We start from the raw sequence: 15,041 nt of genomic DNA on the forward strand, positions 1-15,041 counted from the left end.
TTAATCACCCATTACTACATGAAGGATTATTTGGAACCGAATAACTATATCTTGGATCATACAGTAAGTTATCTTGAGGTGTAGTTCTTGGTATTCCGGCACTGAAGTATGGTGCATTCGTTCCAACTGCATATATATCCCCTGTAGAACTATCGTAGTCAAGTATAACGATTGGAAGTGGTCTAGGTGCTGGACCCGAAACTACAACTCCACCGTCCTTTAATGCATATATTGAACCGTGACATGGACAGTGTAAATCAGCGCCTTTAGCATACAATCCAGGATCAGACTCACTGGAGACTATAACCTGAGCAGGGAGTTGGCAACCTAAGTGTACACATACATCAGAAAATGCAAATATTGTACCGTTTGGACCAACACCCTTAATAGTTTGTATTTGACCTAAAGGACCTGCATATTTGCCATAGTAAGGATTAGGAATCTCTGTAATTTGTTGACCTGTTAACGCTTGTAGGTCAACTAAAAAACAGGGCTCATCAGTCAGAGGATATGCGAAGAAATAAACTGCACAGCCAGAGCTCTTAATCTGTTGTTGTACTTGTTGTATGTTAGCTACCTTATATCTAGGAAATCCAGCTAAGCCATCCGTGTTATCCGCCACTAAGTATTTTTTTGAGAGCGAACCTAGTTCACTATAGAAATAACCTACATAATCTAATGCAGGTTTTATAACTGGAGCAACTGCTATAGCAGCCCCTACAAGCAGATACAATCTTAAAAATGTCCTTCTGTCCATTGATTATTAATATTATATCATGTTTTTAAGTTTTACGACAAAATTTTCTAACATAAAATTCTGTTAATTTAAAAAATAGGTGACGGATAATTCGAAAGTTAGATAACTATTAAATTTAAATTTAAGTATATGTATCTAAATTTTATGAAGGCTCAAAGTTCTGTTTTGCCTGTTGTAGTCGGAATTTTAGTTGTAATAATAGCAGTAGCCGTAGGAGTTTATGTCTACAACCAATATGTTATGCTGTCCTCACCCTCTGCTAGTAGTAGTACAGGCACAAGTACAGGACCTAGTAAAATCTCCATACCATATAGTAGTAGCAATAAAACTGTTTTTTTGACCATAGTAGTTGAATCTTCAAGTAACGTTAATCAGTTCAACTTTAATGGCACTTCATCAGGAAGCTTAGTAATATATATACCAGCAGGATCTACAGTAATTGTAAAATTCATCAATCAAGAATCACTGCCTCATAATCTTGTACTTTTACAAAATTCCACGCCTACACCACAAAGCCCAGAAATAAGTAGTGATGGAAAAATAATAGACATAGTGGGTGCAACAACTAGCAACTACGACGTAAACGGGATATCAGGAGGTGCTTCGGCTGAAGGGGTATGGGGACCAATAAGCGCAGGGGATTATATGCTAGTATGTGGAATACTTGGTCACGCTGCTTCAGGAATGTGGGCAGTTTTGGTAGCCTCAAATAATGTAACAGCTCCTTATGCAGTGATTGATTAAGAAAAGCTGATATATATGATGATTATTTTTATTGAAAGCTAAATAACTCGTACTTATTGATTTTTGCATTAACTGTGACTCTTTCTTAATTAAATAGTAAAGCAATCTACACAGTATTCCTACTCAAAGTTTAAATTAGAACTAATGAGACCAATTATTTTACGTTCTAATCTATCGTAAACTTAAGGTAATTAAGGTAAAACTGTGACTTAATAACACATACTGATTGTTAACTTATAATATTGATTTTCAAAAATAGTAAATCATGAATTATGTATTATAAGATAAATAAGTTTAAATACGATTCTAGATTAAAACATCGAATCGGAAATTCTAAAAATACTTATTGGTATATAAAGCTTTATCTACAATTAAAGATTTATAATCTTCTACAACTAGAATTAAAAAGTAATATGTAATACATTAAATTCAATTAAATTCTTCTTAGAAGTTTCTGCATTAATTAATGATTAATAATGTAGTCCTCCTTTACTAGTCTACATTTGAATGATGAAAAGATAAGAGAGCTAATCCTAAAAATATGGTTAGAGTCATTTTTATAAAATATATTAATCTTTTATTATTAGATACTAAATTCAATATAAATACAAAGGGTTTCAGACATTAGATTTACTTAATAAAAATTTAAAAATAAAAACTAGTATCTAATAAGTGAGATGAACATAAAAAGAATTCTCAAAGTTGCACTTTACACTACTAATGCGAGTGACGTAGGACAGATGTATATAGTATTAGGTATAGTCGCCCTTATTATAGGATCAGTAAATGCTGCCCTAATAAGAGATCAATTATCGTTCAATAATCTAAACGCTGTAGACTATTATGATGCAGTAACCCTTCACGGGATATTTATGATATTTTTCGTTGTAATGCCATTAAGTACAGGGTTTGCTAATTATCTGGTTCCTAGAATGATAGGTGCGCATGATTTATATTGGCCAAAGATTAACGCTTTATCCTTCTGGATGTTAGTGCCCGCAGTAATACTAGCAGCTATTTCACCACTCCTGGGTGCGGTAGATTTAGGATGGTATATGTATGCCCCATTGTCTGTTGAAACAACGGTGAATTACGGACTAGGGACAAATTTGATACAAATTGCATTAATTCTTTCCGGATTATCTTCCACTTTGACTGGTGTAAACTTTGTAATGACAATTACCAAGATGAAGAAAGTTCCCTATCTTAAGATGCCTCTTTTCGTATGGGGATTTTTCACTACTGCAATACTAATGATTATAGCCATGCCTTCATTAACTGCAGGTTTAGTTTTCGCTTATCTGGAGAGACTATGGGGAACACCATTCTTTGATTCTGCTCTAGGTGGAAGTCCTGTTTTATGGCAACAATTATTCTGGTTCTTCGGCCACCCAGAGGTTTACATATTAATATTACCCGCTATGGGATTGGTAAGTGAATTATTGCCAAAGATGGCTAGAAGAGAGATATTTGGATATACTGCTATAGCTTTATCCTCGATTGCAATAGCGTTCCTAAGTGCGTTAGGAGTATGGATGCATCACATGTTTACAGCAATCGATAATACACTTGTTCAGATCGTATCATCAGCCACAACTATGGCAATTGCTATACCCTCAGGAGTTAAGGTTCTGAACTGGACAGCTACACTATATGGTGGGGAAATAAGGTATAAGACACCTACAATATTGCTTATATCATTTATCGTAATGTTCTTATTAGGGGGAATTACTGGAGTATTTTTCCCATTAGTACCAATTGACTACGCATTAAATGGGACATATTTCGTGGTAGGACATTTCCACTACATGGTTTATGCAATACTCTATGCTCTTCTCGGTGCCTTATTCTACTACTTCCCGTTCTGGAGTGGAAAGTGGTATAATGACGATTTAGGCAAGACTGGTGCAATATTGTTAGTAGCTGGAACGTTTTTAACAGCTACTGGAATGTCAATTGCTGGTATACTGGGTATGCCAAGAAGGTATGCAGTTATACCCAGTCCCATATATGACCCATTCCAATTCATGGCTAGTGTAGGTGCAGTTTTAACTGGTATAGGGCTATTTATATTAGCAGGAGTACTAGTTCATGGCGTTTTCAGAGGGAGAGCTGTTAACGGAGTAGATCCTTGGGATAACATTTCCGTGAAATTACAGGACTTCTTTATAAAACCCGTAAAGTTACCGTTGAGCTTTGGTAAATCACTAGATGGAGCTTTTGATGAAGAGTACCATGGAATTAAATTCCCATATTACAGTGTCTTAGGATTATTCCTATCATTTATACCCTTAGGTTTTATGTTCATACTGATTGGTCTAATACCTATAGGGATAGTACTACTACTAGCATTCATGGGTGTTGGACTATATTGGGGATACGATCAGTGGTTCAAACCTATGCAACCTCCTCCACATTTTTATGCAGACGGAGGTGTACCTGTAACCAATTCAGTTAATAACTCAATTTCACCATCACTTGGAATTGCATCAATGAGGGATGCGAGAAGTGCTGTACTATGGTTTATATTAGCTGAAGTAATACTGTTTGGATCTTTCATAGGTGGTTACGCTTTTATAATGAGCCCTGTTACTAATCCATTATCTTATGTAAATAATATTGTGCCAGCTGTAGAAGTCTTCCCATTACCCGCAATTATGACCGCAATATTACTTTCGAGCTCAATACCTGCTCACATAGCATATGAGTATTTCAAGAAAGGAAACGTAAAGATGTTTAGAAACTTAGGACTATTGACTATGGCTATGGGTCTCACATTCCTAGGTGGACAAATATATGAATTCACCCACTACATCCACTTCATCCCACAAGACTCAGCAGCTTCATCATTCTTCTTTGCGACAGTGAGCTTACACGGCTTCCACGTAATAATGGGATTAGTAATATGGGCATTTATGATGTTAAGAATTCGTAAAGGCTTTATACCATATGCAGGTTCAGTGGCAGCAACGTACTATTGGCACTTCGTAGATGCCGTATGGGTAGTGGTGTTTAGTACATTCTATTTACATTTGATTGTCTAGTATTGGGGATAAATAAGTGAAAAATAGCAATTTTTTTATAATTATATCGGTTTTTTTAATAATAATTACAATTAATCCATATACTGAGACCTACATGTCTATAAATCCTATACCTTATATGTTAGCACACTATTCTTTGTACGCTTCAGGTATACTACTTGCCTACTTCGTTTATGACAGACTAAAACCACTTAACAAATACATCTCATTAGTTATCGGAATATTTTTAGCTGTGACTTGGCACATTCCTTTCTTCTTCAATTTAGGTGTATATAATTTATGGATAAGGTTAATTGAGGAATTATCACTGTTTATAGGTGGTTACTTTATGGGACACAGTATTAAGGGGCTGAGCAGAAACTTTAACCTATTTCTCCTGGCGCTCTGGATGATAGCTGACACTTACCTTTCAGCTCTTCTTATGATTTATCCTTCCTTATATACCACACTATATAATACGCAGAGTCTACAATACCTTGGCGTAATAATGTTTCTCATGATGAATACACTAGTTGTTTATCTGTTGCTTCAATACGTAATTAAGATATTCAAAGAGGAAAAGATGTTCATATAACAGTAGAAATTCCTAATCTTGTTGCAGAGGAATAGTTGGAACTTAATTGGGTGAAATGGGATTTTATTTAGTATAGTCTTTCTTTGGACATAATGTGTAAATCTAAAAGTTAGAGACAACATTAGAGCAGCTGGCTCATAAGCCTTTACTTTTATCTTTTAACTCTAAGAGACGCTGTCTCCTCTTAGAAAAGCAGAAGACTAAGATAATTGATATAAATACCAGTTAATTTAATAATTAACAATGAAGCTTGAAGAGGAGATATTAAAGTTTCTAAAAGATATGTCTGCTAAAGAAGAGGAATTAGAATTTCTCATAATAAACCTGTTTAGACCTCAACTGGAAAATAAGGGAATAAAACTTGGCAAAATTAGGAGAGAGTATATGGTCGACGATGTTGGAGTTTTACAAGTGGGTTATGTTTTGCCTATTATATATTATGAGGAAGGAGATAAGTTATATCTGTTCGTCTCAAAGAATTTTGCTGATTATGGTGCAATAGAACAGCTCTTAATAAGAGAGAAATTGTTGTCAGGGAAATTCAACAAACCCATACTTAGATTCTTAGTAGCGTTTACTATACCCAAGAAGTATTATGAATTAGCTAGTAAAATGGGAATTACAGTAATTGCACAAAATATAATCGAGTAAATTTTTAGTCGTTAAAAAGCTTGTAACATTCTTCTGATTCCACGACTAAGTACACTCTTTCTCTTGTATCGTCGAGACAAGGCATGGCTTTTATTACTTTTTTCTCCTTTAGGAGTTTTAGGGCATAGTAAAGAGTCCTTGTGGGAAGTTGAGTTTCTTCCTTTAATTCTCTAAATCTAAGGCTCCTTCTCTCCATAAGTATTTTTAGAACTAGCTTAGCAGAGGGCGGAAGATTTTCCATATAATATAATCCCTCATTTTATTTCTTAAGAGTTTCGCTTGGTGCAACTTTCTTCAATATGTAGTCTTTCCAAAACATTCCATTGCTGTCCATACCATAAGTTGTCTCATATCCCATGTTCATCCAAAGCTCCATACCACCTAACATATTATACACTGTCTTTCCTTCGAAGAGTTCAGGTTTAGAGTTAATTAACCAAGTAGTTCTATTTGCGTGTTCACATACTAGCACTATTTGTTTTGTTTCTAATTTAGGTAGTAATATATCACAATACTCCATTGGAATTAATATTGCTCCCGGTATATGATGGTCTTCATATTCCCACGGATTTCTTATATCAACTATTGTCACTTCTCCTTTCTTATAGAGTTCTCTCACCACTGAGGGAGGAACGTTCTTTACGTTTTTGTAATAAGGAGTTCTCCTCTCAGTTATTTGAACCATCGGACTAAATCTAATAGACAAGAATATAAATGTATCGCATAATACAAGTTTTACAAAATATATTTAATTATTATTATAATTACTTGAATAAGAAATTACATTAGATAAGCTTTTATTTCTAGCCTGAGTAGGAAAAACCTATGAGCATTGATAAGATGGTTGACAGATTCAGAGAGAATTTAGAGAAATATAAGAGAATGGGATTAAATCCTTTGTCTTTGGCAACAGGTTGTGCAGTGAAGGTTGACCTTATTGACACTGTATACCCAGCAATAAGTAAGATAAGACCTGCATTAGAGAAACTGAATATAGAGATAACTCCAAGGGAAGATGCAGACATATTTATCTCAAGAAAGTTGACCACGAGAAAGAGGATAATCAACTCAGGTGAATTTGATGCCGATAGAGCAGTAGCCCTAATCCAGGTTAATCAGAACACTGCAAGTAGCCCAGAAAAATTTGGGGAGTTTCTACTGAGAGTGTACACTTCAATTAAAACTAATAGGAAACTGACAATAGGCAAAGGGCATTCCATAGTGACCACAAATCCCAAAGGTGAGGTGGCAGTGCTGGATTTATTCAAATTAGACGGGGATAAGGAAAACTCATACACTGTCACAAACAATGATACAATTCAGATCGTGGATCCTCTGGACGATCCAGGATCCCAGGTTCAAGTTGATGTAGCTATTTCGAACTCCTTAAATGATCTGTTTACTAAGGGGGTCTTTCAGGATATTAAGATTGTTCCTGTGGTTGATGCTCCTTTAGAGGAGTTAAGGACAAAACTCCTGGAGAACTACAAAGTATTCTCTGAGAAATATTCATTTGAGATGGAAAATGATATTCAGCCTAAAGTAGGTACATTAATGATTGGGGCAACGGTTATAGGTAAGTCTGATCACGAATTGCCAACTTTTTATAATAACGTGAACGAGAAAATGGAAATTCTAGTTACGAGACCAGTAGGTGAATTAACTCCCATAAACTTATCCATGTGGATATTAGCGGTTCCTGAACTAGTAGAAGAACTTGAGAAGAGAGGAATTACCATAAAGAGGGTTGAAGATGCTAAGAGAAAGGCATTAGATTACATGAAGAAACCTAATATTGACGTGGCGAAAACCATTTACAATTACTTACCTCCCTTTGGAAAACAGTTTGATGAGAAAAGTCACATAGCTATTACTACTGATGTCACAGGACCTGGCTTATTTGTAGTTAAGGAGTTTGCTAAAAAGGCGAATGTTGACGTCGAAATAACTGACATTCCAGTAATCGATTCAGATATTCATGAGTTCTCAACAGAGAATTTTATAATACCAAATTCTACTGCTGGAACTAATGGTGCTATAGTCATATTCGCCCACAATGATGTGATAAACCAGTTATATGAAGATCTGAAGAAGATAGGGCAAGAACCAAGGGTTATAGGTAAGGTGATACGTAGAGGAGATGGTATTGTATACGCACCACAAATAGTTACAAAATACATTCATAGGGCTAATGTACTTAAGGAGTTTAAGTTAAAGTAAAGTATATATATTTCTACTTATACATATTTTATACAATGTGAGTTAAAAAATTTACGTTGAAAAATAATTAGGAGAAGCAGTAATACTCCTGAAAAGAGTTGAGTTCGTCCACATTTTTCAATGTAGATTTTTCACAAATTTATGCTTTAGAAGTTAAAAATATTTTAATGATTAAATAAATACTTATGAATATATTATAAAATGTGTATCCGCCGGAGTTTAGTTATGTAAGGGCAGAAAGCCTGCAAGAAGCTCTAAAATTCCTGGAAGGAAACGATAACACTAGACCACTAGCTGGTGGACAGAGCCTAATCCCTATGTTAAAACTGAGAGTTCTGTCACCTGATTATATACTAGATATTAACAGGCTCAATGAACTGAATTACGTAAAGACAAGCCTAAATGGCGTAAGTATTGGAGCTCTGACCAGATATCACGACATATTGAGTAACGATATTGTGAAATCTAAAGTACCACTAATGCATCATGCGACAAGAACAATAGGAGACATGCAAGTTAGAAATATGGGAACAATAGGTGGGGCAATTTCTAATGCAGACCCTGCATCTGATATGCCAGTCGTATTAACTGCATTAAATGCAACCATTATTCTTTCCTCAGCTTCAGGAAGCAGATCTGTGAAAGCCCTTGATTTCTTTAAGGGACCATTTACAACAGACACGAATAAAGGAGAATTGGTAACTCAGATTGAGGTTCCAGTATTAGACGGGTATAAGACTGTATACAAAAAAGTTGTAAGGAGAGCCGGAGACTATGCCCTGGCTTCAGTTGCACTAGCAATCAAATTAAAGGGAAATGAGATAGAGGATATTAAATTAGCCTATGGAGGAGTTCATGATAAACCATTCAGAGCCATGGAAGTTGAAAAGAATGTGATTGGAAAGAAGTTGAACGATGACTTAGTGAAAGATATTGCAAGTAAAGTTTCTAGTCAAATAAATCCTCCCTCCGATCACAGGGGAAGTTCCTGGTATAGGAGGGAAGTTGTGAAAGTTCTAACCATGAAGGCATTTAAGGAGGTGGCTTAAAGGTGTTAGTTGTTAAGAAAGGAGAAGGGGTAAAAGTAAGAGTAAGAGTAAACGGAGTATGGTATGAAAAGTATGTGAGCCCGAGAACACTACTAGTGGATTTCATAAGAGATGAGTTAGGTCTAACGGGGACTAAAGTTGGCTGTGATACAACGACCTGTGGTGCGTGTACAGTAATAATGAATGGTAAATCAGTTAAATCCTGTACAGTCTTGGCTGCACAGGCTGATGGTGCAGAAATAACAACAATTGAAGGTTTATCAAGTGATTCCAAGTTACACCCAATTCAAGAAGCTTTTAAAGACAACTTTGCACTACAATGTGGATTCTGTACTGCTGGTATGATTATGCAAACTTACTTCTTCCTAAAGGAGCACCCAAATCCCACAGAAGAGGAGGTAAGGGATGGGATACACGGTAATATTTGTAGATGCACAGGTTATCAGAATATAGTTAAAGCTGTTCTAGATGCTTCCAAGAGGTTGAGATCATGACCTACACGGGTAAATCCATAAAAAGATTAAACGACGACAAATTCATCACAGGAAGAAGTAACTATATTGATGATATAAAAATACCGTCCCTTTATGCAGGCTTTGTGAGAAGTCCATATCCCCATGCTATCATAAAGAGAATAGACGCTACTGATGCTCTGAAAGTCAACGGGATTGTGGCTGTATTTAGTGGTAAAGATATCAATCCAATGTTGAAAGGTGGTGTTGGAGTACTTTCAGCATATGTAAACCCAAGTCTATTCAGGTTTAAGGAGAGGAAGGCGTTTCCAGAAGATAACAAAGTAAAATATGTTGGAGAACCTGTAGCAATAGTGATTGGACAAGATAAGTATGCTGTTAGAGATGCTATTGACAGAGTGAATGTAGAATATGAACAATTAAAGCCAGTAATAAAAATGGAGGATGCTGAGAAAGATGAAGTAATAGTTCATGATGAGCTGAAAACCAATGTGTCCTATAAGATACCGTTTAAGGCAGGAGATATTGAGAAAGCGTTTAGTCAAGCTGATAAAGTAGTGAAAGTTGAGGCAATAAATGAGAGACTAATTCCAAACCCAATGGAGCCAAGAGGTATTCTCTCAGTTTATGATGGAAATTCACTTTCAGTGTGGTATTCTACACAAGTACCACATTTTGCACGTAGTGAGTTTGCTAGAATTTTTGGAATACCTGAAACTAAGATAAGGGTAGCAATGCCTGATGTAGGTGGGGCATTCGGTAGTAAAGTTCACATTATGGCAGAAGAGTTAGCAGTAATTGCATCCTCGATATTGCTAAGAAGACCTGTAAGGTGGACAGCAACAAGAAGTGAGGAGATGTTAGCAAGTGAAGCTAGAAGTAATGTGTTTACCGGAGAAGTCGCAGTAAAGAAAGACGGAACTGTCTTAGGTATCAAGGGTAAACTATTGCTCGATCTAGGCGCCTACCTCACGCTAACCGCAGGAATCCAACCTACTATTATACCCGTAATGATACCTGGACCATACAAGGTTCGTGACCTGGAGATAGAGAGCACAGCAGTTTACACTACAACTCCTCCAATAACCATGTATAGAGGAGCTAGCAGACCTGAGGCTACATATATAATTGAGAGAATAATGAGCACTGTTGCAGACGAGTTAGGTCTAGATGACGTGACAATCAGGGAAAGGAATCTCATTGACCAGTTACCATATACTAATCCATTTGGACTGAGGTATGATACAGGAGACTACATAAGAGTGTTCAAAGATGGTGTAGCTAAGCTAGAATATAATGAGCTAAGAAAATGGGCTCAGCAAGAAAGAAGTAAAGGACATAGGGTAGGAGTTGGACTAGCGTTCTATCTAGAGATATGTAGCTTTGGTCCCTGGGAATATGGCGAGATTAAGGTAGACAATAAAGGAAATGTGTTAGTAATAACTGGAACTACTCCTCATGGTCAAGGGACTGAAACTGCTATAGCTCAAATAGTCGCTGATGCGTTACAAATACCCATAGAGAAAATAAGAGTTGTATGGGGAGATACCGATATTGTAGAAGGTAGTTTTGGAACATATGGCTCAAGGTCACTAACTATAGGTGGCTCAGCTGCGTTAAAGGTTGCTGAAAGAGTCTTAGATAAAATGAAGAGGGCTGCAGCTAGCTACTTTAACGCTGATGTACAGGAGATAAGATATGAAAACGAAGAATTCTCGGTGAAGAATGATCCAAGTAAGAAAGCAAGTTGGGATGAGATAGCCAGCTTAGCTACAACAAAAGAACCTATAGTAGAGAAGATATATTATGAAAATGACGTTACATTCCCATATGGTGTTCACGTAGCTGTAGTTGAGGTTGACGACTTAGGAATGGCCAGAGTAGTAGAGTATAGGGCTTATGACGATATAGGTAAAGTCATTAACCCAGCCTTGGCAGAGGCACAAATACATGGCGGAGGAGTTCAAGGAGTAGGACAAGCATTATACGAGAAGGCTATAATTAACGAAAACGGTCAACTAAGTGTAACTTATGCAGACTATTATGTTCCCACTGCTGTAGAGGCTCCAAGATTTATATCTTACTTCGCAGATAAATCTCACCCATCCAATTACCCAACAGGAACCAAAGGCGTTGGAGAGGCTGCTTTAATTGTGGGACCTGCAGCTATCATAAGGGCTATTGAAGATGCAGTAGGCGCAAGATTTACAAAAACGCCAACTCCTCCAGAGGAAATCTATAAAGCGATTATGAGTAAAAAGTAAAAAATTTCAGTTGAATATATATTATTTCTTTTTTTCCTACCCTTCTTATTATAACCTAAAGGATGGTTATGGCTCTATTTCCCTTATTCTCACTTCAAACCACATGTTTTACATAAAAGAACCCAAATTTACTTTTCAGGATAACTCAGTCTAAAGTCCAGTTCTACGACAAAGTTCTTTTCTCTTACTGATAAGAGAGTAATTTGAAATAATTCTTTTCTTTTATCCACTCCTAATTGATAATAAAAACACTTAAATACTCTCCATCATCATATATTATTGATCCTTATGGCAGACATAAAAAATAGTAAAACTGCAGAAAACTTAAGGCACGCATTTATGGGAGAAGCAATGGCAAACAGAAGATACCTATTCTTCGCCAAGACTGCTGATGAAGAAGGATATCCTGAATTAGCTCAATTAATGAGAAGTATAGCTGAAGGTGAAACAGCCCACGCATTCGGACATTTAGACTACATAAAACAAGGAGGAATTGGTGATCCAGCCACAGACAAACCAATAAGGACATTAGAAGAAATGTTACAATCTGCAATAGCTGGAGAGACTTACGAATGGACACAGATGTACCCTGGTTATGCAAAGCAAGCTAGAGAAGAGGGATTTGAAGACGTTGCAGAGTGGTTCGAGACTTTAGCAAGAGCTGAGAAGAGCCACGCAGAGAAATTCACCAAGGCTTTAGAGTTACTTAAGGGAGGCAAGTAATGTATACTTTAAATCCAAGTAATCCTTCTTTTTTTAATTCTGAGAAATTATACTCTGAATTCATTAGACAAGCAACAGTTTGTCATGGCTGTAGAATGTGTGTAAACTATTGTGATTCCTTCCCTGTATTGTTTAAAAAAATCGACAGTAAAGAACAGGATCTAAACAAGCTTACCCTGGATGACTTATTTGACGTTGCGTCAAAGTGTTTCCACTGTAAACTTTGTTATGTGAATTGCCCCTATGTCCCCCCACATGAATTTAACATGGATTTTCCCAGCCTAATGGAATGGGCTTGGTTATATTACAAGAGCAAAACTGGACTCAGAATTAAAGATTACATGTTTGAAATGTTGGATGCAACCAACTTAGCAAGACCTTTAGTGAAACATTTAATGCAAAAAGGAAAAGAAGTTCTTGGACTACATAAAGACGCCCCCACTTTGCCCGTTTCTGAAAAAGGTTTGAAGGAAAAAGTTAAGCCCAAGAAAATAGAAAATCCCAAGGCTAAAGTTGCACTATTCACTACTTGCCTTGTGGATAACTTCTTTACAGATATAGGTGAAGATCTAATAGAAGTCTATAACTCTTTAGGTATAGAAGTTATAATACCTAACTTTTTGTGTTGCGGTGCTCCAATGCTTGATGCTGGAGATGTTAACAGACTAAAGAAGAATGCAGAACATAATATGAAATTAATTGAAGAGCTTGTGAATAAGGGCTATGACATTGTTGTACCGATCCCTACATGTGCTCTAATGATCAAAGAATACCATAGGGTTCTTGATAAAAAAGTACCTAAAGTTTATGACTCTATTGAGTATCTACAAAAGCTGAAAAATGAGGGCAAAATTGAATTAAATGCCAAATTTGACAAGACCATATACTATCATCCACCTTGCCATTTAAAGTACTTGCAAGTTGGTCTGCCAGGACCACGATTACTTAGAACTCTAGGAGCCAAGGTCGAGATATCAAATAAGGGCTGTTCAGGGATTGACGGAGGATGGGGTTTAAGGAATTACGATACAGCTAGAAGAGTTGGAAGTAAAATGATGGAGTCGTTTAAGCAAAGTAAAGCTGATGTATTCATGACTGAGTGCCCACTTGCTGGGCTTCAAATTGAAAAAGCCTCTAATAAGAGGCCGTTACATCCTATACAGTTATTAAAGGAGGCGATGAAAAACGGTTAAGTTAAGTGTAGAAGAATTCCTTCCATGGAAAGAGTATGAAAAGGTAAGGAGAGAGAGAGTTAAAAGGATAGTTGAAATAAAGAAGATAAGAAGAGTGAGTTTAGGAGATAGATTATCATTACTATTTGAGAACAGAGACACAGTAGCGCACCAAATACAGGAGATGATATATCTAGATAAGTTATATAAGAAGGAGGATATTCTCAGGGAAATACAGGTCTACTCTACGCTGTTACCATGCAACGGAAAACTTAAGGCTACACTCTATATTCATGCATATGACTTCAAGGACTTAGACTGGGTATTTGACAATCTAGGTGGAATTTATAATGAGGTTTACCTGAAAGTGGGAAGTAAATTAATACAAGGGGAGCCTGAGGGAGGGAGGGAACAGGGTAGAGAGTTCTCAACGGTTCAATACCTGATTTTTGATCTTCAGGGAGAAAAGAGTACAGATATGGAGTTACAAGTACTTCACAAGAACTACAAATACACAGTGAAACTGGATAAGAAACTAGCAGAGGACTTGATTAAAGACGCCTATGAAGTTTGTGAGCAAGTTATAGGTTAATAACTTTTTATTTTGGTTACAACCAATCTATTTTCCTTAAGTAAATTGTTAATGCAATTCCTAAAAGTACTAAAAGTACTAAAGACAAACCAAAGTATGGCGAGTTAAGGTTAGACGGTAAGTCGTTAAAACTTATCGCCAGTATACTTGCTACCGCGGTTATGGGCAAGAATATGAATGAGATAGAGGTCAATTTTTTTATCACTATGTTCAAATCGTTCTGTATTTCAGTCAAGTATATGTTGTATAACTCAGATTCCCTTGTGATCAAGATTTCGGCTCTATCATAAGCAAATAGACAGTCGTCCTCCACTTCCTTATCTAGAAACTTAGATAGTTTCTTTGAAAGATAGTAGAGGGCTGAAGAATCTGAGTACAATGTAATAATCTCTGACCTAACCTGATTTATCTCAGATGTTGATTTAACATTCCCATCTGTTATGTTCTTAAGCAAACTTTCTAGTTTCTTATTAACTTCTATCCTCCTAGTACCTAATTCATAGAGTAGACCATAGACCAGTGACTTCATGACAGAATTTACTGTACATTCTTCAACCTCACCTTCATTCACTAGCTTAACTAAGAACTCAGAGTGAAACAGTATTTTCTCATTGGTTATAGTTAGATAGTGAGGCTTCCCATCGAAGTCAATTCTAACATAATAGGAACCATTTTCACGGATTACCCTATAGATGTCACAACATCGTCCTTTGGAAAGTCAGAGTGCAGTTCGGATACTGCGAAATTACATACCATAAAATCACATTAGAGAAGAATA

14 protein-coding genes and 1 pseudogene are annotated in these 15,041 nt (G+C 36.4%); 11 read left to right on the forward strand and 4 right to left on the reverse strand.

Translation table 11 applies throughout. The features are described 5' to 3' along the window. Window positions 1-4: 4 nt before the first annotated feature. Complete coding sequence (locus SACI_RS10935; RefSeq protein ID WP_011279049.1) at window positions 5-757, reverse strand: Rieske 2Fe-2S domain-containing protein; 753 nt, start codon at window positions 755-757, stop codon at window positions 5-7. A 144-nt stretch (window positions 758-901) separates the two neighbouring features. Between SACI_RS10935 and SACI_RS10940 the strand changes: the two genes are divergently transcribed. From SACI_RS10940 to SACI_RS10955, 4 genes are all read left to right on the forward strand, one after another. Beyond that, window positions 902-1,501, forward strand: a complete 600-nt coding sequence (locus tag SACI_RS10940) for a sulfocyanin (RefSeq protein WP_015385793.1) — start codon at window positions 902-904, stop codon at window positions 1,499-1,501. A gap of 677 nt (window positions 1,502-2,178) precedes the next feature. Beyond that, entirely contained in the window at window positions 2,179-4,545 is a 2,367-nt protein-coding gene (locus SACI_RS10945) for a cbb3-type cytochrome c oxidase subunit I (RefSeq protein WP_011279051.1), read from the forward strand. A 16-nt stretch (window positions 4,546-4,561) separates the two neighbouring features. Next, window positions 4,562-5,119: a DUF1404 domain-containing protein gene (locus SACI_RS10950; RefSeq protein ID WP_011279052.1), complete on the forward strand. Its 558-nt coding sequence runs from the start codon at window positions 4,562-4,564 to the stop codon at window positions 5,117-5,119. Window positions 5,120-5,362: 243 nt separating this feature from the next. After that, window positions 5,363-5,770 (forward strand): hypothetical protein, encoded by a 408-nt coding sequence (locus tag SACI_RS10955; protein WP_011279053.1) that lies wholly within the window; start codon window positions 5,363-5,365, stop codon window positions 5,768-5,770. Window positions 5,771-5,774: 4 nt separating this feature from the next. On the opposite strand, the gene SACI_RS10960 is transcribed toward SACI_RS10955, so the two are convergent. Further along, window positions 5,775-6,011 carry a hypothetical protein gene (locus SACI_RS10960; RefSeq protein WP_011279054.1) on the reverse strand — a complete coding sequence of 79 codons (237 nt, stop codon included), beginning with the start codon at window positions 6,009-6,011 and terminating at the stop codon, window positions 5,775-5,777. Window positions 6,012-6,029: 18 nt separating this feature from the next. Continuing rightward, the gene (locus tag SACI_RS10965; protein WP_011279055.1) at window positions 6,030-6,455 is read right to left on the reverse strand and encodes a rhodanese-like domain-containing protein; all 426 of its coding nucleotides are present in this window, start codon (window positions 6,453-6,455) and stop codon (window positions 6,030-6,032) included. A gap of 140 nt (window positions 6,456-6,595) precedes the next feature. On the opposite strand from SACI_RS10965, the gene SACI_RS10970 reads away from it, so the two are divergent. The 7 genes and pseudogenes from SACI_RS10970 to SACI_RS11000 all read left to right on the forward strand — a co-directional run. Beyond that, the gene (locus SACI_RS10970; RefSeq protein WP_011279056.1) at window positions 6,596-7,990 is read left to right on the forward strand and encodes a SelD-related putative sulfur metabolism protein; all 1,395 of its coding nucleotides are present in this window, start codon (window positions 6,596-6,598) and stop codon (window positions 7,988-7,990) included. A gap of 203 nt (window positions 7,991-8,193) precedes the next feature. Then, window positions 8,194-9,039, forward strand: a complete 846-nt coding sequence (gene cutB / locus SACI_RS10975; RefSeq protein ID WP_011279057.1) for a glyceraldehyde dehydrogenase subunit beta — start codon at window positions 8,194-8,196, stop codon at window positions 9,037-9,039. Window positions 9,040-9,041: 2 nt separating this feature from the next. After that, the gene (gene cutC / locus SACI_RS10980; RefSeq protein WP_011279058.1) at window positions 9,042-9,533 is read left to right on the forward strand and encodes a glyceraldehyde dehydrogenase subunit gamma; all 492 of its coding nucleotides are present in this window, start codon (window positions 9,042-9,044) and stop codon (window positions 9,531-9,533) included. Further along, on the forward strand, window positions 9,530-11,776 hold the full coding sequence (gene cutA, locus SACI_RS10985) for a glyceraldehyde dehydrogenase subunit alpha (protein ID WP_011279059.1): 2,247 nt from the start codon (window positions 9,530-9,532) through the stop codon (window positions 11,774-11,776). The genes cutC and cutA overlap by 4 nt, the downstream gene beginning before the upstream one ends. A 288-nt stretch (window positions 11,777-12,064) precedes the next feature. Further along, a complete protein-coding gene (locus tag SACI_RS10990) occupies window positions 12,065-12,499 on the forward strand; it encodes a rubrerythrin family protein (protein WP_011279060.1) in 435 nt (144 codons plus the stop codon). After that, window positions 12,499-13,692: a heterodisulfide reductase-related iron-sulfur binding cluster gene (locus tag SACI_RS10995; RefSeq protein ID WP_011279061.1), complete on the forward strand. Its 1,194-nt coding sequence runs from the start codon at window positions 12,499-12,501 to the stop codon at window positions 13,690-13,692. The genes SACI_RS10990 and SACI_RS10995 overlap by 1 nt, the downstream gene beginning before the upstream one ends. 7 nt (window positions 13,693-13,699) lie before the next feature. Continuing rightward, a pseudogene (locus tag SACI_RS11000) lies at window positions 13,700-14,263 on the forward strand (DUF3501 family protein); the annotation flags it as partial. A 16-nt stretch (window positions 14,264-14,279) separates the two neighbouring features. Here the strand turns inward: SACI_RS11000 and SACI_RS11005 are convergent. Further along, window positions 14,280-14,957, reverse strand: coding sequence for a CorA family divalent cation transporter (locus SACI_RS11005; RefSeq protein ID WP_306308648.1), 678 nt, complete (start codon window positions 14,955-14,957; stop codon window positions 14,280-14,282). Between the last annotated feature and the right edge of the window lie 84 nt (window positions 14,958-15,041).

The organism is Sulfolobus acidocaldarius DSM 639 (assembly GCF_000012285.1).
In the GTDB taxonomy this organism is placed as follows: domain Archaea; phylum Thermoproteota; class Thermoprotei_A; order Sulfolobales; family Sulfolobaceae; genus Sulfolobus; species Sulfolobus acidocaldarius.